At 70.3% G+C, this 23,802-nt stretch carries 20 protein-coding genes; all 20 read right to left on the reverse strand.

What is annotated here, in order from left to right; translation table 11 throughout:
* Positions 1–43: 43 nt before the first annotated feature.
* Positions 44–3,559 carry a DNA polymerase III subunit alpha gene (dnaE, locus tag J2W45_RS06080; protein WP_310129838.1) on the reverse strand — a complete coding sequence of 1,172 codons (3,516 nt, stop codon included), beginning with the start codon at positions 3,557–3,559 and terminating at the stop codon, positions 44–46.
* 24 nt (positions 3,560–3,583) lie between these two features.
* Entirely contained in the window at positions 3,584–4,504 is a 921-nt protein-coding gene (locus tag J2W45_RS06085) for an RluA family pseudouridine synthase (protein ID WP_310129840.1), read from the reverse strand.
* Positions 4,504–5,112 (reverse strand): signal peptidase II, encoded by a 609-nt coding sequence (lspA, locus tag J2W45_RS06090; RefSeq protein WP_310129841.1) that lies wholly within the window; start codon positions 5,110–5,112, stop codon positions 4,504–4,506. The genes J2W45_RS06085 and lspA overlap by 1 nt, the downstream gene beginning before the upstream one ends.
* 31 nt (positions 5,113–5,143) lie before the next feature.
* Positions 5,144–5,959, reverse strand: a complete 816-nt coding sequence (locus J2W45_RS06095; RefSeq protein ID WP_310129842.1) for a DivIVA domain-containing protein — start codon at positions 5,957–5,959, stop codon at positions 5,144–5,146.
* 146 nt (positions 5,960–6,105) lie between these two features.
* A complete protein-coding gene (locus J2W45_RS06100) occupies positions 6,106–6,402 on the reverse strand; it encodes a YggT family protein (RefSeq protein ID WP_310129844.1) in 297 nt (98 codons plus the stop codon).
* A gap of 74 nt (positions 6,403–6,476) precedes the next feature.
* Positions 6,477–7,004, reverse strand: a complete 528-nt coding sequence (locus tag J2W45_RS06105) for a cell division protein SepF (RefSeq protein WP_310129846.1) — start codon at positions 7,002–7,004, stop codon at positions 6,477–6,479.
* Between the two features lie 64 nt (positions 7,005–7,068).
* Positions 7,069–7,770, reverse strand: a complete 702-nt coding sequence (locus tag J2W45_RS06110; RefSeq protein WP_310129848.1) for a YggS family pyridoxal phosphate-dependent enzyme — start codon at positions 7,768–7,770, stop codon at positions 7,069–7,071.
* A complete protein-coding gene (ftsZ, locus tag J2W45_RS06115; RefSeq protein ID WP_310129849.1) occupies positions 7,736–8,914 on the reverse strand; it encodes a cell division protein FtsZ in 1,179 nt (392 codons plus the stop codon). The genes J2W45_RS06110 and ftsZ overlap by 35 nt, the downstream gene beginning before the upstream one ends.
* Positions 8,915–9,057: 143 nt before the next feature.
* Complete coding sequence (locus J2W45_RS06120; RefSeq protein ID WP_310129851.1) at positions 9,058–9,978, reverse strand: cell division protein FtsQ/DivIB; 921 nt, start codon at positions 9,976–9,978, stop codon at positions 9,058–9,060.
* Positions 9,979–10,117: 139 nt separating this feature from the next.
* Positions 10,118–11,563, reverse strand: a complete 1,446-nt coding sequence (murC, locus tag J2W45_RS06125; protein ID WP_310129853.1) for a UDP-N-acetylmuramate--L-alanine ligase — start codon at positions 11,561–11,563, stop codon at positions 10,118–10,120.
* A 66-nt stretch (positions 11,564–11,629) separates the two neighbouring features.
* Positions 11,630–12,700, reverse strand: a complete 1,071-nt coding sequence (locus J2W45_RS06130; protein ID WP_310129854.1) for a UDP-N-acetylglucosamine--N-acetylmuramyl-(pentapeptide) pyrophosphoryl-undecaprenol N-acetylglucosamine transferase — start codon at positions 12,698–12,700, stop codon at positions 11,630–11,632.
* Complete coding sequence (gene ftsW / locus J2W45_RS06135) at positions 12,697–13,977, reverse strand: putative lipid II flippase FtsW (protein WP_310129855.1); 1,281 nt, start codon at positions 13,975–13,977, stop codon at positions 12,697–12,699. Before ftsW ends, J2W45_RS06130 begins: the two co-directional genes overlap by 4 nt.
* Positions 13,940–15,505, reverse strand: coding sequence for a UDP-N-acetylmuramoyl-L-alanine--D-glutamate ligase (murD, locus tag J2W45_RS06140; protein ID WP_310129857.1), 1,566 nt, complete (start codon positions 15,503–15,505; stop codon positions 13,940–13,942). The genes ftsW and murD overlap by 38 nt, the downstream gene beginning before the upstream one ends.
* Complete coding sequence (gene mraY, locus J2W45_RS06145; protein ID WP_310129859.1) at positions 15,502–16,617, reverse strand: phospho-N-acetylmuramoyl-pentapeptide-transferase; 1,116 nt, start codon at positions 16,615–16,617, stop codon at positions 15,502–15,504. Before mraY ends, murD begins: the two co-directional genes overlap by 4 nt.
* Positions 16,614–18,056 (reverse strand): UDP-N-acetylmuramoyl-tripeptide--D-alanyl-D-alanine ligase, encoded by a 1,443-nt coding sequence (locus J2W45_RS06150; RefSeq protein WP_310129861.1) that lies wholly within the window; start codon positions 18,054–18,056, stop codon positions 16,614–16,616. Before J2W45_RS06150 ends, mraY begins: the two co-directional genes overlap by 4 nt.
* On the reverse strand, positions 18,057–19,601 hold the full coding sequence (locus J2W45_RS06155) for a Mur ligase family protein (protein ID WP_310129863.1): 1,545 nt from the start codon (positions 19,599–19,601) through the stop codon (positions 18,057–18,059). It abuts the gene before it with no gap.
* Positions 19,602–19,627: 26 nt separating this feature from the next.
* Positions 19,628–21,370 (reverse strand): peptidoglycan D,D-transpeptidase FtsI family protein, encoded by a 1,743-nt coding sequence (locus tag J2W45_RS06160; RefSeq protein ID WP_310129864.1) that lies wholly within the window; start codon positions 21,368–21,370, stop codon positions 19,628–19,630.
* Between the two features lie 17 nt (positions 21,371–21,387).
* Positions 21,388–22,044, reverse strand: a complete 657-nt coding sequence (gene ftsL / locus J2W45_RS06165; RefSeq protein WP_310129866.1) for a cell division protein FtsL — start codon at positions 22,042–22,044, stop codon at positions 21,388–21,390.
* Complete coding sequence (gene rsmH, locus J2W45_RS06170) at positions 22,041–23,027, reverse strand: 16S rRNA (cytosine(1402)-N(4))-methyltransferase RsmH (RefSeq protein WP_310129868.1); 987 nt, start codon at positions 23,025–23,027, stop codon at positions 22,041–22,043. The genes ftsL and rsmH overlap by 4 nt, the downstream gene beginning before the upstream one ends.
* Positions 23,028–23,144: 117 nt before the next feature.
* Positions 23,145–23,576: a division/cell wall cluster transcriptional repressor MraZ gene (gene mraZ, locus J2W45_RS06175; RefSeq protein ID WP_310129869.1), complete on the reverse strand. Its 432-nt coding sequence runs from the start codon at positions 23,574–23,576 to the stop codon at positions 23,145–23,147.
* Between the last annotated feature and the right edge of the window lie 226 nt (positions 23,577–23,802).

Consider the following 23,802-nt stretch of genomic DNA (forward strand, 5'->3'; position numbering starts at 1 on the left):
CGCTGACCCACCCGTCGCTGACCCATCCGACGCCGACGCCGGATCAGACCAGGCAGTTCGGCCCGAGCAGTCCCTTCAGCTCTCCGTAGAGGTCGGCGCTCACCGTGACCGGCTTCGGCACCTCGAACACGCGCGCGACCTGGCCCTTGACCAGGCGCAGGCGCACCTCGCTTTCACCCGGGTGCCGCGACAGCACCTCGCTCAGCGACATCACCGTGTCGGTGGTGGCGCGCTGGTCGGGCATCGTGATCGTCAACGGACCGGTGTCGTTCGCCTGGCCGAGGTCGGGCGTCATGAGCGAGAAGGCGTGCAGGTTCATGCCGTCGTCGCGCAGGCTCACCCGGCCGCGCACCACGACGATCGCGTCGCCCTGCAGGGCGTGCGAGTACTCCTGGTACGCCTTGCCCATGAACATGACCGTGAGCTCGCCGCCGAAGTCCTCGACCTGGATCATCCCGTACTGGTTGCCCGAGGCCTTGGCGACGCGATGCTGCACACTCGTCACGAGGCCGGCGATGGTGACCGTCTCGCCGTCCTGGATGTTCTCCGACGCGACCAGCTCGGCGATGCCCGTGCTCGCCAGCTTCGCCAGCTGCAGCTCGAGCCCGGCGAGGGGATGGTCGGACACGTAGAGGCCGAGCATCTCGCGCTCGAAGGCCAGCTTGTCGCGCTTGGCCCACTCCGGGCGCTGCGGGATGTGGTGCTGCGTCTGCGACACTTCGTCTTCGCCCCACAGGCTGTCGAAGTCGAAGCCGACGTCGCCGTTGGCCTCGTTGCGCTTGATCTTGACCGCGGACTCCACCGCATCCTCGTGCACCTCGACGAGCGCCCGCCGGGTGTGGCCGAGCGAGTCGAACGCGCCCGCCTTGATCAGCGACTCCACCGTGCGCTTGTTGGCCGCGTGGATGGGGACCTTGTTCAGGAAGTCGTGGAACGACTCGAAGCGCCCCTTGCTCTCGCGCGCCTCCCGCACGCCCTCGACCACGTTCGCGCCGACGTTGCGGACGGCGCCCATGCCGAAGCGGATGTCCTCGCCGACGGCGGCGAAGTAGAGGTTGGACTCGTTGACGTCCGGCGGCAGTACCTTGATGCCCATCCGGCGGCACTCGTTGAGGTAGAGCGCCATCTTGTCCTTGGAGTCGCCCACGCTGGTGAGCAGCGCGGCCATGTACTCCGCGGGATAGTGCGCCTTGAGGTACGCGGTCCAGTACGAGATGACGCCGTACGCGGCCGAGTGCGCTTTGTTGAACGCGTAGTCGGAGAACGGGAGCAGGATCTCCCACAGCTTGTTGACCGCATCCATCGAGTAGCCGTTGGCCTGCATGCCCTGCGAGAAGCCCTCGAACTGCTTGTCCAGCTCCGACTTCTTCTTCTTGCCCATCGCGCGGCGCAGGATGTCTGCTTGACCGAGCGAGAAGCCGGCGACCTTCTGCGCGATCGCCATCACCTGCTCCTGGTAGATGATGAGGCCGTAGCTGGTGGAGAGGATGTCGGCGAGCGGTTCGGCGAGCTCCGGGTGGATGGGCGTGATCGCCTGCTGCCCGTTCTTGCGCAGCGCGTAGTTGGTGTGGGAGTTCGCGCCCATCGGGCCCGGGCGGTACAGCGCGATGAGCGCCGAGATGTCCTCGAAGTTGTCCGGCTTCATCAGGCGTAGGAGGGACCGCATCGGCCCGCCGTCGAGCTGGAACACGCCCAGCGTGTCGCCGCGTGACAGGAGCTCGTACGCGGGTCGGTCGTCGAGCTCCAGGTCTTCGAGCACGAGCTCTTCTCCGCGGTTGTCGCGGATGTTGTCCAGGGCGTCGTTGATGATCGTGAGGTTGCGGAGCCCCAGGAAGTCCATCTTGATGAGGCCGAGCGACTCGCAGGCCGGATAGTCGAACTGGGTGACGATCTGGCCGTCCTGCTCCCGCTTCATGATCGGGATGATGTCGATCAGCGGGTCGGACGACATGATGACGCCCGCGGCGTGCACGCCCCACTGGCGCTTCAGGTTCTCGAGGCCGAGCGCGGTGTCGAAGACGGTCTTCGCCTCGGGGTCGGTCTCGACGACCGCCCGGATGTCGACGGCCTCCTTGTAGCGCGGGTGGTCCTTGTCGAAGATGCCCGTCAACGGGATGTCCTTGCCCATCACGGGCGGCGGCATCGCCTTGGTGAGCTTCTCGCCCATCGAGAACGGGAAGCCGAGGACGCGGCCCGAGTCTTTGAGGGCCTGCTTCGCCTTGATCGTGCCGTAGGTGACGATCTGGGCGACGCGCTCCGAGCCGTACTTCTCGGTCACGTACTTGATGACCTCGCCACGGCGGCGGTCGTCGAAGTCGACGTCGAAGTCGGGCATGGAGACGCGGTCCGGGTTGAGGAAGCGCTCGAAGATGAGCCCGTGCTGAAGCGGGTCGAGGTCGGTGATCCGCATCGCGTACGCGGCCATCGAGCCGGCGCCGGAGCCGCGGCCCGGGCCGACGCGGATGCCGTTGCGCTTCGACCAGTTGATGAAGTCGGCGACGACGAGGAAGTAGCCCGGGAAGCCCATCTGCGAGATCACGCCGATCTCGTAGTCGGCCTGCTTGCGCACCTCGGGCGTGATGCCGTTCGGGTAGCGCTGTTCCAGGCCCTTCTCGACCTCCTTGACGAACCAGGTCTGCTCGGTCTCGCCCTCGGGCACCGGGAAGCGCGGCATGTAGTTCGCCGCGGTGTCGAAGCGCACGTCGCAGCGCTCGGCGATCGCGAGCGTGTTGTCGCACGCCTCGGGGTAGTCGCGGAAGAGCTGGCGCATCTGCTCCGGCGTCTTCAGGTAGAACTCGTCGGCGTCGAACTTGAAGCGGTTGGGGTCGTCGAGCGTCGAGCCGGACTGCACGCACAGCAGGGCCGCGTGGCTCTTCGCGTCGGCGGCGTGCGTGTAGTGGAGGTCGTTGGTCGCGACGAGCGGCAGGCCCAGGTCTTTCGCCAGACGGATCAGATCGGACATGATGCGGCGCTCGATGCCGAGGCCGTGGTCCATGATCTCGGCGAAGAAGTTCTCACGGCCGAAGATGTCGCGGAACTCGGCGGCCGCGTCGCGCGCCGCCTCGTACTGACCGAGCCGCAGCCGGGTCTGCACCTCGCCGGACGGGCAGCCGGTGGTGGCGATGATGCCCTTCGAGTACCGGCTGAGCAGCTCCCGGTCCATGCGCGGCTTGAAGTAGTAGCCCTCCATCGACGCGTACGACGACAGCCGGAACAGGTTGTGCATGCCCTCGGTGGTGGCCGCGAGCATCGTCATGTGCGTGTACGCGCCGGAGCCCGACACGTCGTCGCCGCCGCCGTCGCCCCACCGGATGCGGGTCTTGTCGGTGCGGTGCGTGCCCGGGGTGAGGTACGCCTCCGTGCCGATGATGGGCTTGATCCCCGCGTCGGTGGCCGTGCGCCAGAAGTCGAACGCGCCGAACATGTTGCCGTGGTCGGTGACCGCGACGCCCGGCATACCCTGCGCGGCCGCAGCCTCGATGAGGGGTTTGACGCGCGCCGCGCCGTCGAGCATCGAGTACTCGCTATGGACGTGGAGGTGGACGAAGGAGTCGCTCATGAGTGACACCAGCCTACGTCGGACCTACGACTCTCGGAGCACGTCCAGCGCGTGTTGCAGGTCGGCCGGATAGGTCGTCGTGAACGTGACCCACTCCCCCGACGCCGGGTGGTCGAACGCGAGCTGGACGGCGTGCAGCCACTGCCGCGTGAGACCGAGCTTCGCGCTCAGGACGGGGTCGGCGCCGTACATCGCGTCGCCCGCGCAGGGGTGCCGCTGCGCCGCCATGTGCACCCGGATCTGGTGCGTGCGCCCGGTCTCCAGGTGGATCTCGAGCAGGCTGGCGGACGGGAACGCCTCGATGGTCTCGTAGTGCGTCACCGAGGGCTTGCCGCCGGCGACGACGGCGAACTTCCAGTCGGACCGGGGGTGCCGGCCGATCGGCGCGTCGATCGTCCCGGTGAGCGGGTCGGGGTGGCCCTGGACCACGGCGTGGTAGATCTTCTCGACCGTGCGGTCGTGGAAGGCGCGCTTGAGCGCGGTGTACGCGCGCTCCGACTTGGCGACCACCATCAGACCGCTGGTGCCCGCATCCAGACGGTGCACGATGCCCGCGCGCTCGGCGGCGCCGGACGTCGAGATACGGAAGCCGGCCGCGGCCAGCGCGCCGAGGACGGTGGGTCCCTCCCAGCCGACCGAGGGATGCGCGGCCACGCCGACCGGCTTGTCGATGACCACGATGTCGTCGTCGTCGTGCACGATCGTGAGTTCCGGCACGGCGATCGGCACGATCTCGACGTCGGACTTCGGCTGCCAGGTGACCTCGAGCCACGAGCCGGCGCTCAGCCGGTCGGACTTGCCGGCCTCGCGGCCGTCGACGGTCACCCCGCCCGCCTCGGCGATCTCGGCGGCGAAGCTGCGCGAGAAGCCGAGCAGTTTCGCGAGGCCGGCGTCGACGCGCGAGCCCTCGAGCCCGTCCGGGATGGGGAAGCTGCGCGACTCCACTAGCTCTGCGGCTTGTCGTCGCGCGGGTCGGCGGCCGGAGCGGCGGGGGCGGCCGGTGCCGCCGGGGCCGCCGCGTCGGCGTCGGCGGCTTCCGCCTCGGCGTCCGCGTCCGTCGCGTCGTCGTCCTGGCCCTCGTCGTCCGTGCGCTTGCCGTCCAGCCCCACACCGCGCAGGGTGAGGATGAGGAACAGCACCATGCTCGACACGATCGCCACGTCGGCCAGGTTGAAGATGGCCGGGAGCAGCGGGATCTGCAGGAAGTCGACGACATGGCCGACCCCGAAACCGGGCTCGCGGAACAGGCGGTCCGTCAGGTTGCCGAGCAGTCCGCCGAGCAGCAGACCGAACAGCACCGCCCAGGCGGTCGACCGGATGCGCGGCGCGTACCAGATGACGAAGCCGAGAACCCCGATCCCGACGATGGAGAAGATCCAGGTGGAGCCGCTGCCGATCGAGAAGGCGGCGCCGGCGTTCTTGACGAAGTGGAACTGGAGCAGCTGGCCCAGGACCTCGAGCTGCTGGCCCTCATAGAGGTTCGACACGACCAGGACCTTGGCGATCTGATCGATGAGGTACACGCACAGCGCGACCACTGCCAGGACCGCCAAGGCCCTGATGCTGACCTTGGGCCGGGAGGGTTCAGCCTCCAAAGCCGGGGAAGACCGGGGGCTGGCCCTGGTTGCTCGAGTCGTCGGATCCGCCGGCGGGGACCGGGGCCGGGACGGCGTTTCCAGCGCTCACGGGAGCGGCCGAGCGCGCGCCCGCGTTCTGGCCGCCGCCCTGCACGGGCGCGTCGAGGTCGCGGAGCTGGCCCTCGATGTAGCTCTTGAGGCCCTTGCGGTAGTCGCGCTCGAACGTGCGCAGCTCGTCGATGCGACGCTCCAGGCCGGTGCGCTCCTGATCGAGCGCGCTGATCTGCGCACGCTGCTTCGACTCCGCCTCGGCCACGATGCGCGCGGCGGTGGCGTGACCCTCGGCGATGAGCTGGTCGCGCTTCTCGACGCCCTCGCGCACGTGCTCCTCGTGGAGACGGCGCGCGAGCTGGAGCAGGTTGTTGGTGGCGTTCGGGTCGTTCGCGTCGTCGGCCGGGGCCTGGTACGCGGGCGCGGCCTGCGCCTGCTGCTTGGCCTGAGCGGCCTCCTGCTGCGCCTGGGCGAGGCGCTGCTTGAGCTCCTCGTTCTCGCGCTGCAGGCGCTCGGTCTCGGCGTTGTCCGCCTGCGCCGCGGGAGCGGCCGCTGCGGCCGGGGCACCCTGTCCGCCACTGCGCTGCAGCTCTGCGATGCGCGAGTCGGCGGCGACGAGGCGCTGCTTGAGCTCGTCGTTCTCCTGGTTCAGGCGACGCAGCTCGACGACGACCTCGTCGAGGAAGTCGTCGACCTCGTCCTGGTCGTAGCCCTCGCGGAACTTCGTCGGCTGGAACCGCTTGTTGACTACATCTTCCGGAGTCAGCGCCATGGCAAGCCACCCTTAGATCGTGAAATTGGAACTGGAACGCGTGCAGCCAACGCTAGCAAAGCGGACGGCGGTCGCGCACTCCGCCGCACGGTCGCGCCGGCTCGTCAACGATACAACGGGCGCCGCGGCCGGACCCGGAGCGACGCTCAGCGGAAATTCAGGGTGACGTACAAGCCGATGATCACGACCAGCATCGTCAGGCTCCAGCCGAAGTCGATCGCGACCGGCCCCATCGAGAGCCGCGGGATGATCCGGCGGAAGAAGCGGATGGGCGGGTCCGTAACGACGTAGGTCGACTCGGCGAGCACCAGCCCGAAGCCGCGGGGGCGCCACTGACGCGCGAAGACCCGCACCAGGTCGAGCACGAAGCGCGCCCAGAGGACGAAGAAGTAGATGAGCAGCGCGTAATAGAGGACAGTCGCGACAAGGGAGACGACGAACACCTACCCAGTATGGACGAAAGCGCACCGGCTCCCCTGTGAGGGTGCCGATGCGCTTCGAGCGTCGGATGCTGGGGTCAGGCCTGCGCGAAGAAGGACGCGTCGACCTCGGCGTCCTGTCCGCCGTGCTCGCCGGAGACGACGACGTGGCTCGGGGAGAGCAGGAACACCTTGGGGGTGACCCGCTCGATCTTGCCGTAGAGGCCCTGTGAGAGGCCGCTCGCGAAGTCGATGAGCCGGCGCGCGTCGCCCTCGCTCATCTGCGAGAGGTTGATGATCACCGGGATCCCCTCGCGGAAGGACTCGGCGATCGCCTGCGCGTCGCGGTACTGGCGGGGGTGGACCGTGAGGATCTCGTTCATTTCCTGTACCGATGCATTCCGTGCGGTGGACGACTTGCGCAGCGGCGTGACCGGAGCGCGGCCGGCCGCGGGGGCGACCGGAGCGGGATGGGGGACGGCCTGGACCGGCGACGCGGCCGGGGTGTGCACCGGGGTCTCGCGGCGGGGCTGGCTGTGCGCCTGCTCCTGCGGCTGCTCCTCGTACTCCAGCTCCTCGTCGGCGAGGCCCAGGTAGACCATCGTCTTTTTCAGCGGGTTGGCCATCGCTTCCTCCGTACAGACCTGCGCGCCGACGCCTCGCCACGCGTTTCGAACTCTTGCTTCGAGATTAACGAAGCTCCGGCCGATTCCCGGTAATGGCGGTCCCGATGCGAAGGTGTGTCGCGCCCGCCGCGATCGCCTCGCGGTAGTCCTGCGACATCCCGGCCGAGATCGCCGTCGCGCCGGGCGCGAGCGCACGGACGCGGTCGGACGCCGCGCGCACGCGCTCGAAGGCGCGCGCGGGCTCCTCGCCCAGCGGAGCGACGGCCATGACGCCGAGGAGGCGGAGGCCGGGCGTCTCCAGGACGTGCTCGACCAGTGCTTCGAGGTCGCGGTCGGCGACTCCCCCGCGCCCGGGGTCGTCGGTGAGGTTGAGCTGGACGAACGCGTCGACGTCGGACTCGTCGGAGGCCAGCGCATCCACCAGCGACGTGCGGTCGACGGAGTGGATGACGGAGGCGTACCGGCGCGCCTGCCGGGCCTTCTTGCTCTGCAGCTGGCCGACGAAGTGCCAGGTCAGGTCGAGGTCGGCCAGCTCGGCCGCCTTCTCCTGCGCCTCCTGGTGGCGGTTCTCCCCCACGTCGCGGACGCCGAGCGAGGCCAGCTCGCGTACCAGCGACGCCGGGTGGAACTTCGTCACGACGATGGTGGTGAGCTCCTCCGGGCGACGGCCCGCGGCCCGGGAGGCGTCGGCGACGCCCTCCCGGACCGCGGCGAGCCGCTCGGCCAGACCGTTACTTGAGGAAGTCGGGGATGTCGAGGTCGTCATTCTCGTCGTCGAACGCCGGGTCCTTCTGCGGTGCGGTCTCGGCGACCGGGTTCTCGCCGGTCTGCCAGGTCTCCGTCGCCGGGGCCGGGATCTCGCCCGCCTCGACCTCGGCGGAGGACTGCACCTGGGACTGCTCGGAGCCGGCCTCCACGAAGCTCGCCCGGCGCGCGTCGACCGCCGCCGGCCGCGAGTTCGGCTCGCCGCCGTCGAACCCGGCCGCGATGACCGTCACGCGCACCTCGTCGCCGAGGGTGTCGTCGATGACGGCGCCGAAGATGATGTTCGCCTCCGGGTGCACCGCCTCCTGCACCAGCCGGGCGGCGTCGTTGATCTCGAAGATGCCGAGGTTCGATCCACCCTGGATGGACAGCAGCACGCCGTGCGCGCCGTCGATCGAGGCCTCGAGCAGCGGGGACGCGACGGCCAGCTCGGCCGCCTTGATGGCGCGGTCGGCGCCGCGCGACGAGCCGATGCCCATGAGCGCGGAGCCCGCGCCCTGCATGACCGACTTGACGTCGGCGAAGTCGAGGTTGATCAGGCCCGGCGTGGTGATCAGGTCCGTGATGCCCTGGACACCGGCGAGGAGCACCTGGTCGGCGGTGGAGAACGCCTCCAGCATGCTGATGCCGCGGTCGCTGATCTCCAGCAGCCGGTCGTTCGGCACCACGATGAGGGTGTCGACCTCTTCCTTCAGGCGCTGGACGCCCGCCTCGGCCTGCTGCTGCCGGCGCTTGCCCTCGAAGGAGAACGGCTTGGTGACGACACCGATGGTCAGCGCGCCGATCGACTTGGCGATGCGCGCCACCACGGGCGCGCCGCCGGTGCCGGTGCCGCCGCCCTCGCCCGCCGTGACGAAGACCATGTCGGCGCCCGCGAGCGCCTCCTCGATCTCCTCGGCGTGGTCCTCGGCCGCGCGGCGTCCGACCTCCGGGTCGGCGCCTGCGCCGAGACCGCGGGTGATCTCACGGCCGACGTCGAGCTTGACGTCGGCGTCGCTCATGAGCAGCGCCTGCGCGTCCGTGTTGATGGCGATGAACTCGACGCCGCGGAGGCCGAGCTCGATCATGCGGTTGACGGCGTTGACGCCGCCTCCGCCGATGCCGACGACCTTGATCACGGCGAGGTAGTTCTGTTGTGCTGTCACGTCCGGCCTCCACGGGAACCCTCAACCTCAAGTTGAGGCTTAAAGTCTTGCTGAGTATGCAATTCTCGATCCGACGTTAGGTGCGCGCACGCCCCGCCCGGGGAACCCGGGCCGCGTGTCGGAAAAGTCCGGCCCAAACGCGCCTATCCCGTCGTCACGCTGTGCGGCGAGGAGACGTCGTAACGGGACGATCCCTTCGCGCTCTTCAGCAGCGCCTCGAGGTCCGCGGCCTTGAGGCCCGAGTCCTCGGCGCTGCCCCAGACCACTGTCGCACCGCTCCCCCGCAGGGTGAAGCTCACGTCGTCCTTCGTCTTCGCCGAGATCGTGTCCACCTGCGCGAGCACCGCAGGAGGCAGGGCGCTGAGCACCCCGGCGGCCGCGGCGAAGCCGGAGTCCGCATCCACGTCGGCCGCGCCGCCTCCGGCCGCGATGAGCGGGAACCCGTCCGGTCGCTTCTCGCTGCTCGAGATCGGCACCTTGGCCGCATCCACCAGGGTGAAGGCTCCGCCGCGCTGGATGACGCCGACCGGCTGCCGCTCGACCACGCGCACGACGATCGAGTCCGGCGGGTGGCTCTCGACCGTGTAGCTGCGGATGAGCGGGAACGCGGCCAGGTCGCTGGAGATGCCCGCCTGGTCGAGCAGCGGGAGCGGGGTGCCCAGCTGGTCGGAGAGCTTCTTCTCCACCGTGGTCGCATCCAGCCGGGACGTGCCGACGACCTGGATGTGCCGGAGCGCCAGGAGCGGCGAGTACGCCACGAGCACGACCGCCAGCACGAGCGCGGCGACAACGCCCGCCGCGGCCAGCCAGGCGAGCCTGCGGCGACGCGAACGCTTCGTGAACCGACGCACCTCGCCGCGCTCCACGCGCTTGCGCTCCCGCCGGGCGGCACGGAGGGCCTTGTCGATCTCGCGGTTGCTGGGCAGGCGCGAGTACGGGGATGTGTCGGGGCGACCGGTGGACTCGGGCCGACCGGCCGTGTCCGGCCGCGGGCCGCTGTCGCTGCGCGCGCTGGTGTGCCCGGCTCCCGTCGGCGGCGCGAGCACCGGGATGGGCTCGGTCACCGTCCCGACCGGCCGTCGGGACGCGCGCTCAGGCCGCGCGGACCCATCGCCGGACTCGCGCCGCGCAGCGGGCGCGGCCGGCGCGGCCGGAACGGCCGTCCGGTCGTGACCCTGGGGACGCTTCACCGATGGGTCCCCGTCACTCCGCGCGGGCGGCCGACGCGGCGGCGTTCTCCGGGTGCTCGCGCCGCAGGGCGTCGAGCAGCTGAGGCACGATGCGGTACACGTCGCCGCAGCCGAGGGTGATGACGTAGTCGCCCTCGCGCGCGATCTGAGCCGTGTGGTCCGCCGCCTGCTGCCAGTCGGCGATGAACGCGACGTGCTCGGGATGCTCGAAGCGGTCGGCGACCAGTGCGCCGGTCACGCCGGGCTCCGGGTCCTCGCGCGCGCCGTACACATCGAGCACGACGGTCTCGTCGGCGTAGCGCTCCAGCGTCTCGGCGAACTCCTTCGCGAAGAGGCGCGTGCGGCTGTACAGGTGGGGCTGGTGCACCGCGATGATCCGCCCGTCGCCGACGACCGTGCGAGCGGCGGACAGGGCGGCGGCGACCTCGGTCGGGTGGTGCGCGTAGTCGTCGTAGACGCTCACACCGCCGACCGTTCCGTGCAGCTCGAAGCGACGCTCGGTGCCGCCGAACTCGGCGATCGCCGCGAGGGCCGCGGCGGGCTCGAAGCCCAGACCCGTCAGCACGGCGAAGGCGCCGCCCGCGTTGATGGCGTTGTGCCGGCCGGGCACCCGCAGCCGGGCGGAGTAGTCCGCGCCCTGGTAGCGGAGCGTGAAGGCGACAGGGCCGTCGGTGACGATCGAGTGGACGCGGACCTCCGCATCCTCCGCCTCGCCGAACGTGACGATGCGCTTCTCCGGCGCCTGCTCCCGCAACCGGTTGGTGACGTGGACGGCGCCGGGGTCGTCGGACGACACCACGACGAACTCGTCGGCCTCGCGCGCGAAAGTGACGAACGCGTCCTCGAAGGCCTCGAGCGAGCCGTAGTGGTCGAGGTGGTCGGGGTCCACGTTGGTGATCAGCGCGACCGCGGTGTCGTAGAGCAGGAACGAGCCGTCCGACTCGTCGGCCTCCACGACGAACAGCTCGCCGGTGCCGGTCTGCGAGCTCTTCCCGAGGGAGGCGATGACGCCGCCGTTCACGAAGCTCGGGTCCTCGCCGAGGCCGAGCAGCCCGGTGATGATCATGCCGGTGGAGGTGGTCTTGCCGTGCGCGCCGGCGACGGCGACCAACCGCGAGCGGTTGATCAGCCAGGCGAGCGCCTGCGACCGGTGCAGCACCGGGAGGCCCTTCGCCAGGGCCAGCTGGTACTCGGGGTTGTCCTGCCACAGGGCGCCGGTGACGACGAGCGTGTCGGCGTCACCGACATTGGCCGCGTCGTGGCCGATCGCGACGGTGGCGCCGAGCCCGCGCAGCATGTCGATGTTGGCGGAGTGGCGCACGTCCGAGCCGGTCACCGTGTATCCGGACTCGAGGAACAGCCGGGCGATGCCGCTCATCCCGGAGCCGCCGATTCCGACGAAGTGGAGCTTTCCGAGCTCCTCCGGGAGGGCGAGGGTGAGGTCGGGTTTGATCGTCACGGGTGCAGCTTTCGGTTACGCGAGAAGGACTCCATCAAGTATGAGGCTACGCGGTCGAGGCGCGGATCAGCCGAGGGCGCTCCGGACGAGCGCGACCATGCGGTCCGACCCGTCCCGGACCCCGGCGGATGCCGCACGGCGGCCCATGTCGGCCACACGCTCACGATCGGCGAGCAGCGGGAGCAGTTCCGCATCCACCCACGGGGGCTGGAAGTCGGCGTCGTCCACGAGCATCCCGCCGCCCGCGGCGATGACGCCGGCGGCGTTGTAGCGCTGCTCGCCGTTGCCGATGGGGAACGGCACGTACACGGCGGGGACGCCGAGCGCGGCGAACTCGGACACAGTGGCGGCGCCCGCGCGCGCCACGGCCAGGTCGGCGATGGCGAGCGCCAGATCCATCCGGTCGCAGTACTCGAGCAGGCGGTAGCCGGCGATGCCGGGGTCGGCGATCTCGCCGCGGCCGCCCTGGATGTGCAGCACCTGCCATCCCGCGGCGGTCAGCTCGGCAGCGCGCGCGGCGATGGTCTGGTTGATGCGACGGGCGCCGAGCGAGCCGCCGGTCACGAGCAGGGTCGGCCGGTCGGCGGAGAGCCCGAACTCGGCGGCCGCCGCGGGACGCGCCGCGGCTCGGTCGAGCTGCTCGATCTCGACCCGCAGCGGCATCCCGACGAAGCGGGCGTGCGGAAGCGGCGTGCCTCCGAACGCGACGCCCACCCACGGCGTGTAGCGCGCGCCGAGGCGGTTGGCCAGGCCGGGCCGCGCGTTCGCCTCGTGCAGGACGAGCGGGACGCCCTCCTTGCGCGCGGCGGAGTAGGCGGGAGCAGCGGCGTACCCGCCGAAGCCCACGACGGCGTCGATCGAGCGATCGCGGATCAGGTCGCGCACGGTACCGATGGCGCGCCGGTACTCACCGGGGAAGCGCAGTGCGGCGGCGTTCGGGCGGCGCGGGAACGGCAGCTTCGGGATGGTCGCGAGCTCGTAGCCGCGCTGGGGCACCAGCCGCGCCTCCAGACCCTCCTTCGTGCCGAGCACGAGCACCTCGGCGTCGGGGTCATCGCGGCGGAGCCGGTCGGCGACCGCGAGCAGCGGATTGACGTGGCCCGCGGTCCCACCGCCGGCCAGCAGGTAGCGCGTCACCGGCGGGCACCCGCCCGGTCGGCATCCTGGGTGGCGAGCGAGTCGCGGTGCGACTGGCGCGCGAACGACAGCACGATTCCGATGGCGATCATGGAACTGATCATCGCAGTCCCACCCGCAGAGATCAGTGGGAGCGGTACGCCGAGCACGGGGATCACGCCCAGCACCACCGCGATGTTGACGAACGCCTGGCCGATCAGCCACACCATGATCGCCGCCGTCGTGACCCGCGCGAACGGGTCGGTGGACGCGTGGATGATCCGCAGGAACACGACCGCGAGCAGCACGAACAGCAGCAGCACGACGACCGCGCCGATCAGCCCCAGCTCCTCGCCGATGATGGCGAAGATGAAGTCGGTATCGGCCGCCGGCAGCCACGACCACTTCGAGTGCGAGTTGCCGAGGCCCACCCCGAACACGCCGCCGGAGGCGAGCGCGTAGAAGCCGTTGTCGATCTGCCAGTTGACGTCCGGGTTGGCCGCGCTGGAGCCGCCGAAGAGCGCGGCGATGCGCCCGAGCCGGCTGGCGCTCGACATGGCGACGATGACGGCCGCGATGGCGACGAACACGACGCCGGTCGCCAGGTAGCGCAGCCGCACCCCGGCGAAGAAGAGGGCGCCCAGGATGAGGGCCGCCATGATCATGGTCGTGCCGAGGTCGCCGCCGAGGGTCACCAGGGCGACTGCTCCACCGGCCACCGGGACCACGGGGATGGCGACGTGCTTCCACTGGTCGAGCACGTCCCGCTTGCGGGCCAGCACGACGCCCAGCCAGACGACGAGCGCCAGCTTGATCGCCTCCGACGGCTGCACCGTGAGGGAGCCGATCTTGAGCCAGTTGCGGTTGCCGCCGATCTCCATGCCGAGCGGCGTGAGCAGCACCAGCACCTGAAGGAAGCAGGCCGCCGCGAGGAAGAACCAGATCGACTTCTTCCAGAACGTGCGTGGGATGCGGGACACCACGAACATCAGCGGCAGGCCGACCAGCGCGTAGGCGCCCTGCGACCAGAAGCGCGAGAAGAAGTTGTCGCTGTCGTTGTGCGACTCCACGGCCGACGACGACAGGACCATGACGAGACCGAAGACCACCATGAAGAGGGTGACGCCCAGCAGCAGGAAGTAGTTCGCCGACTCCGACGTCATCGACCGGCCGAGCTGGATGCGCGTGGTGAGCGCGCCCAGGCGGGTCGGGGTCTCGGGACGCGCGGTGCTGTGAGGCCGGCCGGTGCTGGGGGTCCGGTCAGTCCTGCCCGGAGCGCGAGGCGGGCTCGTCGTCATCCGCCTCACCTCCCAAGTACTCGTGGACGGCCGTCTGGAACAGGCGGCCGCGTTCTGCGTAGTCCGCGAACTGGTCCATCGACGCCGCCGCCGGAGCCAGCAGCACGGTGTCGCCCTCGCGGGCGAGACCGCCGGCCAGCCGCACCGCCGTCGGCATGACTTGATCAGTCTCGTCGGCCTCCACCTCCAGCACGGGAAGGTCCGGCGCGTGTCGCCGGAATGCCGCGCGCAGCGGCTCCCGGTCGACGCCGATCAGCACCGCGCCACGCAGGCGGCCGACGTGCTTGCCGACGAGGTCGTCGACGTCCACGCCCTTGAGCAGACCGCCCACCAGCCAGACGACCGACGGGTACGCCCGGAGGGACGCATCCGCCGCGTGCGGGTTGGTGGCCTTGGAGTCGTCGACCCAGTTCACTCCCGCCTGCGCCCGCACCAGCTCGATGCGGTGCGCATCCAGCCGGAACGCCGTCAGGACGTCGCGGATGGTCTGCGGTTCCACGCCCCACGAGCGGGCCAGCGCACTGGCGGCCAGGATGTTGGCCACGACGTGCGGCGCGGCGAGCCCCGCCTCGTTCAGCTCGTCGAGCGTGGTCAGCTCGATCGCGGTGTTGCGGCGCTCCTCCAGGAACGCGCGGTCGCACAGGATGCCGTCGACGATCCCGAAGTCGCTGGGGCCGGGCACGCCGAGGCCGAAGCCGATCGCACGCGCGCCCTCGATGACCTCGGCCTCCTCGACCATCCGCAGGGTGGTGGCGTCGGCCTTGTTGTAGACGCAGGCGACCTGCGTGTTGTCGTACACCTTTGCCTTCGCCGCGATGTACGCCTCGAGGGAACCGTGCCAGTCGAGGTGGTCGTCGGCGATGTTGAGGCAGGCGGCCGAGAAGGGGGACAGCTCTCCCCCGGCGTTTCGGTTCACCCAGTGCAGCTGGTAGCTGGACAGCTCCACGACCAGCACGTCGAACCCTTCCGGGTCGCGGATGGCGTCGAGCACGGGGACGCCGATGTTGCCGCACGGCGCAACGCGGTTGCCGCCCGCCAGGATCATCGTGGCGGTCAGCTGCACCGTCGTGGTCTTGCCGTTCGTGCCGGTGACGCAGATCCAGTCCGCCGGGCCCTCGGCGCCGTCGGGGCGCGCGACCTTGTCGCGCAGCCGCCACGCCAGCTCGATGTCGCCCCAGACGGCGGTGCCGCGCTGCTGCGCCCAGAGGAGGAGCGGGTGGTCCCAGTGGAAGCCGGGCGAGGCGATGACGAGCTCCGGGTCGAACTCCGCGAGCCGTGCGGGCGGAGCGCTCAGGTCGGCCTGCTCGACCAGTTCGGCGCCGATGACCTCCAGCAGCATCCGCGGCTCCTCGTCGGCCGAGGACGCCACGACGAGCACCTCCGCGCCGAGCTCGGCGAGGGTGTCCGCCACCGAGAACCCGGTGACGCCGAGGCCGTACACGGCGACCCGGAGGCCGGTCCAGTCGGAGTACCAGCTGGTGAGTCCCGTCAGCCGCTGCTGCAGCGCGTCGTTGCCGGTGTCGCTCATGTGGCCAGCCACTCCAGGTAGAAGGAGCCCACACCGGCGGCGACGAGCAGGCCGCCGATGATCCAGAACCGGACGACGACCGTCACCTCGGCCCACCCCTTCAGCTCGAAGTGGTGGTGGATGGGGCTCATCAGGAAGATGCGGCGGCCGTGCGTCAGCTTGAAGTACGCCCGCTGGACGATCACCGACCCGGCCTCGATGACGAAGATGCCGCCGATGAGCACCAGCAGGAGCTCGGTGCGGCTCAGGATGGCGAGGGCGGCGACCGCGCCGCCGAGCGCCAGGGAGCCGGTGTCCCCGAGGAAGATCTGCGCCGGCGAGGTGTTCCACCACAGGAAGCCGACCACGGCGCCGACGATGGCGGTCGCCACGATGGCGAGGTCGAAGGGGTCGCGCACGTCGTAGCACTTGGCGACGTTCTCGACGCTCAGCTTGACGTTCGCGCACGACTGGATCGACTGCCAGAAGCCGATGATGATGTAGGCGCCGATGGCGAGGATCGAGGCGCCCGACGCGAGCCCGTCGAGGCCGTCCGTGACGTTCACGCCGTTCGAGGTCGCCGCGACCAGGAAGTTGATCCAGATCAGGTAGAGCCCGTAGCCGACGAGCACGCCGATGACGCCGAACTTGGTGATCGAGCCGAAGTCGATCGCGGGCAGGTCGCGGATGAACGACACCGTCATCGTCGCCGGCGTGTAGCCGTTGCCGTTCGGGAAGCGGATCGCGAGGAACGCCCACACGGTCGCGACGATGACCTGGCCGGCCACCTTCGCCCAGCCGGTGAGCCCCAAGCTCCGCTCGCGACGGGTCTTGAGGAAGTCGTCGATGAAGCCGACCACGCCGAGGCCCACCATGAGGAACAGCACCAGCAACGAGGACACACTGGTCCCGTCGCCGGTGAGCAGGAGCGCGGTGAAGTAGCCGAACAGCGTGCCCAGGATGACGACGATGCCGCCCATCGTGGCGGTGCCGCGCTTCGCGTGGTGGCTCTGCGGGCCGTCGTCGCGGATGAACTGGCCCCACTGCAGGCGGCGGAACAGCCGGATGAACAGCGGCGTCAGGAACAGCGTGAACGCCATGGACAGCGCACCGGAGGTCAGCAGGGCTTTCACGAGAAGGATTCTCCCAGTCGGTCGCCGAGGAAGCGGAGCCCGGCCGAGTTGGACGACTTCACCAGCACGGTGTCGCCCGGACGGAGCGCACCGGACAGGTGCTCGAAGGCGTCGTCCTGGGTCTCGAAGTACAGCGATTCGCCGTCCCACGAGCCCTCGTTGATCGCGGTGATGTGCATGCGGCGGGCCTCGGGGCCGACGATGACGAGCTGGTTGATGCCCAGCCGGACCGCGAGCAGGCCGATGCGGTCGTGCTCCTCGCCCGAGAACTCGCCCAGCTCGCTCATCTCGCCGAGGACGGCGATCGTCCGGCCGGACGGCTCGGCGATCTGCGCCAGCGTCTTGAGCGCGGCGGCCATCGAGTCGGGGCTGGCGTTGTAGGCGTCGTTGATGACCGTCACGTCGCTGTTGCCCAGCACCTCCATCCGCCACCGCTCCGCCGTCTTCACGGTCTGGAGCGCGGCGACGATCGTGTCGATGTCGACGTCGAGCACGTGCGCCGAGGCCGCTGCGGCGAGGGCGTTCATGACGTGGTGCTCGCCGAGCACCTGGAAGCGCACCGGGCGCGAGGCGCCCTCTCCCCCGTCGCGCGGCGGGAGGTGCAGCGTGAAGGAGGTGCCCCGGCGATCGGACACGATGTCGGTGGCGCGCACGTCGGCGCGCTCGTCCAGTCCGAACCACAGCACCCGCGCGACGGTCTTGCCGGCCATCGTGGCGACGCGGGGGTCGTCGATGTTCAGCACCGCGACGTCGGAGTCGAGCAGGTCCATGACCATCTCGGTCTTCGCCTGGAGCGTCTTCTCGATGCCGCCGAACTCGCCGGCGTGGGCGAGGCCCACCTTGAGCACGACGCCGACGTCCGGGCGGGCCATGCGCACCAGGCGCGCGATCTCGCCGATGCCGCTGGCGCCCATCTCGGCGACCAGGAACTGGGTCTCCTCGGTCACCTGGATCATCGTCACCGGGGCGCCGACCTCGTTGTTGAACGAGGCGCGGGGCGCGATGGTCGGTCCGACCTGCTCCAGCACGGCGCGCAGCAGGTTCTTGGTCGTGGTCTTGCCGTTGGAGCCGGTGATGCCCACGATCTTCAGGAGTCCGAGCGCGCGGACGCGGGCGATGACCTCGGTCGCGAGGTCGCCGAGCGCGACCACCGTGTCCTCCACGAGCAGCTGCGGCACCGGGAGGTCGAGAGCGTGGTCGACGACGACCAGCGCCGCGCCGGCCTCCACGGCCTGCGGGGCGAAGAGGTGGCCGTCGGTCACCTCTCCGGGCTTGGCGAAGAACACCGTGCCGGGCACGACCTCGCGGGAGTCGGTGGTGGAGAGCCCGGTGATGACGGTCTCCGGGGTCGCGGGGGTGCCATCGGGCAGCACGACGCCGTCGAGCAGCAGCGTGCCGCGCGTGGCCGCGGCGATCTCGGCCAGAGTCAGGGCGATCATCTACAGCCACCCGGCCTCTCGCAGGGCGAGACGCACATCCTCGCGGGCGGAGTACGGCAGCCGCTGACCGGCGACCTCCTGATAGTCCTCGTGGCCGGGGCCGGCGTACAGCACGACGTCGCCCTCGCCGGCGAGCGAGAGCGCGGTGCGGAAGGCGGCACGCGGGTCCGGCACCTCGTAGAGCTCCAGGTCGGGCACGGCGGTGCGGGCGCCGTCGAGCAGCGCGGCGCGGATCGTGGCCGGATCCTCCCAGCGCGGGTGGAAGTCCGTGATCACCACGGCGTCCGAACCGCGCGCGGCGATCGCGCCCATGTCGGTGCGCTTGGTGGTGTCGCGGTCGCCGTCGGCGCCGAAGACCATGACGATCCGGCCGTCGGTCACCTTGCGCAGCGCGCTGAGCATCGAGAGGAAGGCGTCGGGGCTGTGGCCGTAGTCGATGAAGACGACCGGTCCGCGGTCACCGGAGAGGCGCTCCGCGCGACCCGGGATGTACGCGTCGATCCCGCCGTCGCGCTCCAGCGCGGCACCGATCGCGTCGAGGTCGTAGCCCGACTCGACGAGCATGACGATGGCGAGCGCGGCGTTGGACGCGTTGTAGGCGCCGAGCAGCGGGATGCTCGTCTCGAGGCGGCGGCCGTCCGGGCCTTCGAGCGCGAAGGCGGTGCGGGTGAGCGTCTCCTCCGTGACGGTCAGCATCCACTCGGCGTCGGAGCCTGGGGAGCTGGACAGCGTGGCGACGGGGATGCGCGAGCGCTCCACCAGCTGACGGCCCCAGTCGGAGTCGACGGTGACGACGCCGCGGCGGGCGCGGTCCGGCTGGAAGAGCTCGAGCTTCGCGGCGAAGTAGTCGTCCATCGCGGCGTAGTCGTCGAGGTGGTCGTGGCTCAGGTTGGTGAAGCCGACGACGTCGAAGACGATGCCGTCGACGCGGTGACGGCTCAGCGCCTGCGCCGACACCTCGATCGCGGCGGCGCGGACGCCCTCTTCGCGCATGCGGGCCAGCAGGGCGTGCAGCTCGCTGGCCTCCGGCGTCGTGAGCTTGCTCGTGATGACGGTGTCGCCGATGCGTCGCTCGGCCGTCGAGCTGAGGCCGGATACGACCCCGAGCTGCCCGAGGATGGCGTTCAGCAGGTACACCACGCTGGTCTTGCCGTTGGTGCCGGTGACGCCGAAGAGGGTCGCCGAGTTCTCATCGGTGCGGTAGATCCACGCCGAGACGGCGCCGAGCGCCGCACGCGGGTCGGGCGTGACGATGACGGGCAGGCCGGAGTCGGCCGCGAGCGCCGCGCCCTCCTCGTCGGTGAGCACGGCCACCGCTCCCGCTTCGGCCGCGGCCGCCGCGTAGGTGGCGCCGTGCGCGTTGCGTCCGGGCACGCCGACGTAGAGGTCGCCGGGCTCGACGGCGGAGCTCGCCAGCGCAGCACCGGTCACCTCGACGCCGTCGAGGTCGCCGCGGCAATCCAGCCCGAACTCCGCTACCAGCTGGGCGAGCGGGCGGGCGACGGGATGCTCGGGGCGCAGAGAAGAGGGCGCCGGTCCTGTCACGAGGCTCACTTTCAGTAGGGGTGTTTCTAGTAGTAGGGCGGATAGCCCGCCGGGCTCGTCGTCGACGGCTTCACCCGGTAGGTCTTCAGCACCTGACTCATGATCGTGTGGAACAGCGGAGCGGCGGCTGCCGACGAAGTAATGGTAGTCGGGAACCCGAGGTTGACCGAAACGACGTACTGCGGATCGTCCACCGGAGCGACGCCCATCACCGAGACGTAGTACGAGGGCAGGTACCCGCCTTTGCCGTCCGGCTGCTGGGCCGTTCCGGTCTTGGCGGCGATGCGGTAGCCCGGGATCTGCAGCTGCTTCTTGAGCTCGCCGTCGGTGACGACCGACTCCATCATCCCGAGCGTCGTGGCGGCCGCCTGGGCCGAGACGACCGGCGTGGGCTTGGTGTTCGGCACGTCCGTGACGGACCCGTCCGGGTGCTGGCAGCCCTCCACCAGCGACAGCGGGATGCGCGTGCCGCCGTTGGCGAGCGCCTGGTAGGCGTCGACCATCTGCAGCTGGGTCGCCGAGACGCCCTGGCCGAACATGGTCGCGTACTTGGTCTGGTCGTCCCAGTCCTTCACCGGGTGGAGCTCGCCGGAGGACTCGTTCGGGTACGGGAGGCCGGTGGGATCGCCGATCCCGAACTTCTTGAGGTAGTCGTAGCGCGTCTGGTCGCTGAGCGCCCGCCCGAGCTGCGACATGCCCGTGTTGGACGACATCATCAGCACGCCCGTCAGCGTGAGGCGCAGCGGGTCGTGGTACCCGGAGTCGTGCAGGTCGGCCCCGTTGCCCGACTTCCAGGAGTAGGGGGCGAGCACCTGAGATGTGGGCGTCGCCTTGCCCTGGTCGATCAGCATGGCCGCCGTCAGCGCCTTGAACGTCGAGCCCGGCTCGCGCGGGTCGGTCAGCGACTGCAGGCGCCAGTACGACGGGTCCGTCGCGTCGATGTTGTTCGGGTCGAGCGCCGGCCACTGCGCGATCGCCTTGATCTTGCCGGTCTTCGCCTCGGCGACGGTCACGAAGCCGAACTTCGAGCCCGTGGCGCCGACCTGCTGGGCCAGCGTCTGCTCGGCGAACCACTGCAGGTCGCCGTCGATGGTGAGCTTGAGCGTCCCGCCGTCCTTGGCCTGCTTCTGCACGACCGTGCTGCCCGGGATCGCGACGCCGTCGGCTCCCCGCTGGTACGTCTCCTCGCCGTCCTGTCCCGCGAGGCACCCGTTCTCGCTCTCTTCGAGACCCGAGTCGCCGCCCTGGGAGAGGAAGCCGATCAGGTTGCCCGCGACGGCGCCGTTGGGGTAGCTGCGCGCCTGCTTCTTCGTGAAGGTGAGCCACGGGTACGGGAGCTTGTCGAGCTTGTCGAAGGTGGCGACGTCCATCCCCGACTTGATCAGCACGTACTGCGACTTCGGGTTCTCCTTCAGCGCCGCGTCGATCAGCGCGACGACCGCGTCGCCGCCCTGCCCGGTGAGGGCGCCGATCTTCGCCGCCGCCTCGACCATCTTCTCCCGGCCGCCGGCAATGGCGTCCTTCGGCGATGCCGCCGCGGTGTACGTGTAGATGGTCGTGGCGAGCACGGTGCCGTCGCTGTCGACGATGTCGCCGCGGTTGCCGAGCAGCGGGGTCGACACCTCTTTGGCGTTGACCGACTGCCGCTGCAGCTCGTCCGCCCGGACGACCTGGATGTCGACGAGCTTGGCTCCGAGGATGCCGACGGAGGCCGCGACGGCGAGCACCGTCACGGCGGTCCTCCGCCGCAGCATCTTCTTGCTGACCATGCGCGCCCGTCCCGTCGTCAGTGCGTCACCGGGGTCGGCAACGCTCCCTGCAACGGTACGGTCGGGGCCGTCGTGGGCGCGGTAGCGGCACCCGGAGTCGTGGAATTCGCAGCCTGTCCGGCGGTTGTGGAGGAATTCGCCTGCTGCTGCGCCTGGGTCACCAGGGGCACCCCGGCGAGCAGCGAGTTCGGCACCAGGTTGCCCTGCGTGCCGGTCACCGTTCCGGCCGCGCCGTTCGCGGGCAGCGGGGCGCCGAGCACCGCGCCGTCGGAGAGGCGGAGGTAGGCAGGGTTGCTGTTGGACACCATCCCGAGCGCGTTCGCGTTCGCCGCCAGGTTCTGCGGCGACGAGACCCGGTTGAGGTCCTCCGAGACCGCCTGGTAGGAGCGCTGCAGCTGGTTCTGTTGGGCCTGCAGTGCGTTCAGCTGGTAGGCGCCCTGCGAGATGCCGATGCTGAGCAGGAGCTGCGCCACGACGATCACGAGCAGCGTGCCGACCGCGATCGCCGCGTAGAGCGCCCGCGGGCGGGCCCGGCGCTGCGACCGGGTCGGGACCACCTCGAGGTGGGTGCGCGCCGGCTCCTCGACCGGAGCCGGGAGCGCGCCGCCGTGCCACAGTGCGGCGGGCCGCTTGCGGGCGGGCGCCGGAACGGCCTCTGCCAGGGTGGTGCTCACGGGCGCCTCCTCGTCTGATCGGTGCTGGTGTTCGCGGGGCGGACCCGCTCGGCGGCGCGCAGCCGCACGGGGGTGGCCCGGGGGTTGGCGGCCTTCTCGTCGTCGTCCGCGAGCTCGGCCCCGCGGATCAGGAGCTTCAGCTCGGGCCGGTGCTCGGGCAGCTCGACCGGCAGGCCCGCGGGGGCGCTGGAGGTCGAGCGGGCCTGGAACTCGCGCTTCACGATGCGGTCCTCGAGCGACTGGTACGCCTCCACGACGATCCGTCCGCCGACCGCGAGGGCGTCGATGGCCGCCGGGATGGCCCGCTGCAGCACCGCGAGCTCCTGGTTGACCTCGATGCGCAGCGCCTGGAAGACGCGCTTGGCCGGGTGCCCCTGACGCTGGAGAGCGACCGGGGTCGCCTTCACGATGAGATCCACGAGCTGGCCGGAACGCTCCAGCGGCTCGCGCTCGCGCGCCTCCACGATGCGGGCGGCGTAGCGTCCGGCGAGCTTCTCCTCGCCGTAGTCGCGGAAGATGCGGCGCAGGTCGGCCTCGGAGTACTCGGCCAGGACCGTCTCCGCGGTCAGCTCGCTCGTGCCGTCCATCCGCATGTCGAGGGGTGCGTCCTTCGAGTACGAGAAGCCGCGCTCCACCCGGTCGAGCTGCAGCGACGACACGCCGAGGTCGAAGAGCACGCCGTCGATGGCCTCGAATCCGAGTCCCTCCACGGCCTCGCGGATGCCGTCGTACACGGTGTGGACGAGGTGGACGCGCGGACCGAAGCGCTCCAGCCGCTCCCCCGCGATGGCCAGGGCCTCGGGGTCGCGGTCGAGGCCGACCAGGGTGGCCTCCGGGAAGCGCTCGAGGATGCCGGCGGAGTGGCCGCCCATCCCGAGCGTCGCGTCGACGAAGACGGCTCCGGGCTTGGTGAGGGCCGGTGCGAGCAGCTCGATGCAGCGCTCGAGGAGGACCGGGGTGTGGATGCGCTCGTTGTCGTTCATGACGTTTCGGGAGCCGGGGCCCCGCTCCTGGTTCCGGATCCCCATCCATCCCGACCTGACACCGGGGAAGTGGTGTCAGGGCGTATGGCTGGGAGTCCGGCGTCAGGGACGCGGGCCTCAGAAGAGTCCCGGGATCACCTCCTCCTCCGTGCTCGCGAACGCCGCTTCCTGCTCGGCCAGGTAGGTCTCCCAGGCGGTGGCGTCCCAGATCTCCGCGCGGCTGCCCGCGCCGATCACGACCAGGTCGCGATCCAGTCCCGCATACGAGCGGAGCGCGGCCGGGATGGTCACGCGGTTCTGCTTGTCGGGGACCTCGGCGCTCGCCCCCGAGAGGAAGACGCGCAGATAGTCCCTGGCCTGCTTGCTCGTCACCGGCGCCTGACGGATCTTCTCGTGGAGCGATTCGAACTCGCGCTGCGAGAAGACGTAGACGCAGTGCTCCTGGCCACGGGTGAGGACGAGGCCGGACGCGAGCTCATCCCGGAATTTCGCCGGGAGGATGATGCGCCCCTTCTCGTCGAGTTTGGGGGCATGCGTACCGAGGAACATCGGCTGCCACCCCCACTCTCCCGGCCCAGGTTGCGGTGTGCCTCCACTTTACTCCACTCTCATCCACAAAACACTGCTTTGCGGCCAGATTGCCCCGAACTGGGCACGTGGAGCCCCGAAATCACGCGGGAAGACTGGGTGGAGGGAAATGGAGCGACAGGGATCAGCAGCGGGCATGAAAAAAGGGCCGATCCGGAGATCGGCCCTTCGTCAGGAAGTCTGTGGA

This window comes from Leifsonia shinshuensis, from assembly GCF_031456835.1.
GTDB lineage: Bacteria > Actinomycetota > Actinomycetes > Actinomycetales > Microbacteriaceae > Leifsonia > Leifsonia shinshuensis_C.

What these genes read in the sequence shown, in the direction of transcription:
- dnaE (WP_310129838.1), bottom strand. Translation starts at nt 3,559, where the DNA reads ATGAGCGACTCCTTCGTCCACCTCCACGTCCATAGCGAGTACTCGATG.
- J2W45_RS06095 (WP_310129842.1), bottom strand. Translation starts at nt 5,959, where the DNA reads ATGGCGCTGACTCCGGAAGATGTAGTCAACAAGCGGTTCCAGCCGACG.
- J2W45_RS06105 (WP_310129846.1), bottom strand. Translation starts at nt 7,004, where the DNA reads ATGGCCAACCCGCTGAAAAAGACGATGGTCTACCTGGGCCTCGCCGAC.
- J2W45_RS06110 (WP_310129848.1), bottom strand. Translation starts at nt 7,770, where the DNA reads ATGACGACCTCGACATCCCCGACTTCCTCAAGTAACGGTCTGGCCGAG.
- ftsW (WP_310129855.1), bottom strand. Translation starts at nt 13,977, where the DNA reads ATGACGACGAGCCCGCCTCGCGCTCCGGGCAGGACTGACCGGACCCCC.
- murD (WP_310129857.1), bottom strand. Translation starts at nt 15,505, where the DNA reads ATGAGCGACACCGGCAACGACGCGCTGCAGCAGCGGCTGACGGGACTC.
- J2W45_RS06150 (WP_310129861.1), bottom strand. Translation starts at nt 18,056, where the DNA reads ATGATCGCCCTGACTCTGGCCGAGATCGCCGCGGCCACGCGCGGCACG.
- J2W45_RS06160 (WP_310129864.1), bottom strand. Translation starts at nt 21,370, where the DNA reads ATGGTCAGCAAGAAGATGCTGCGGCGGAGGACCGCCGTGACGGTGCTC.
- rsmH (WP_310129868.1), bottom strand. Translation starts at nt 23,027, where the DNA reads ATGAACGACAACGAGCGCATCCACACCCCGGTCCTCCTCGAGCGCTGC.
- mraZ (WP_310129869.1), bottom strand. Translation starts at nt 23,576, where the DNA reads ATGTTCCTCGGTACGCATGCCCCCAAACTCGACGAGAAGGGGCGCATC.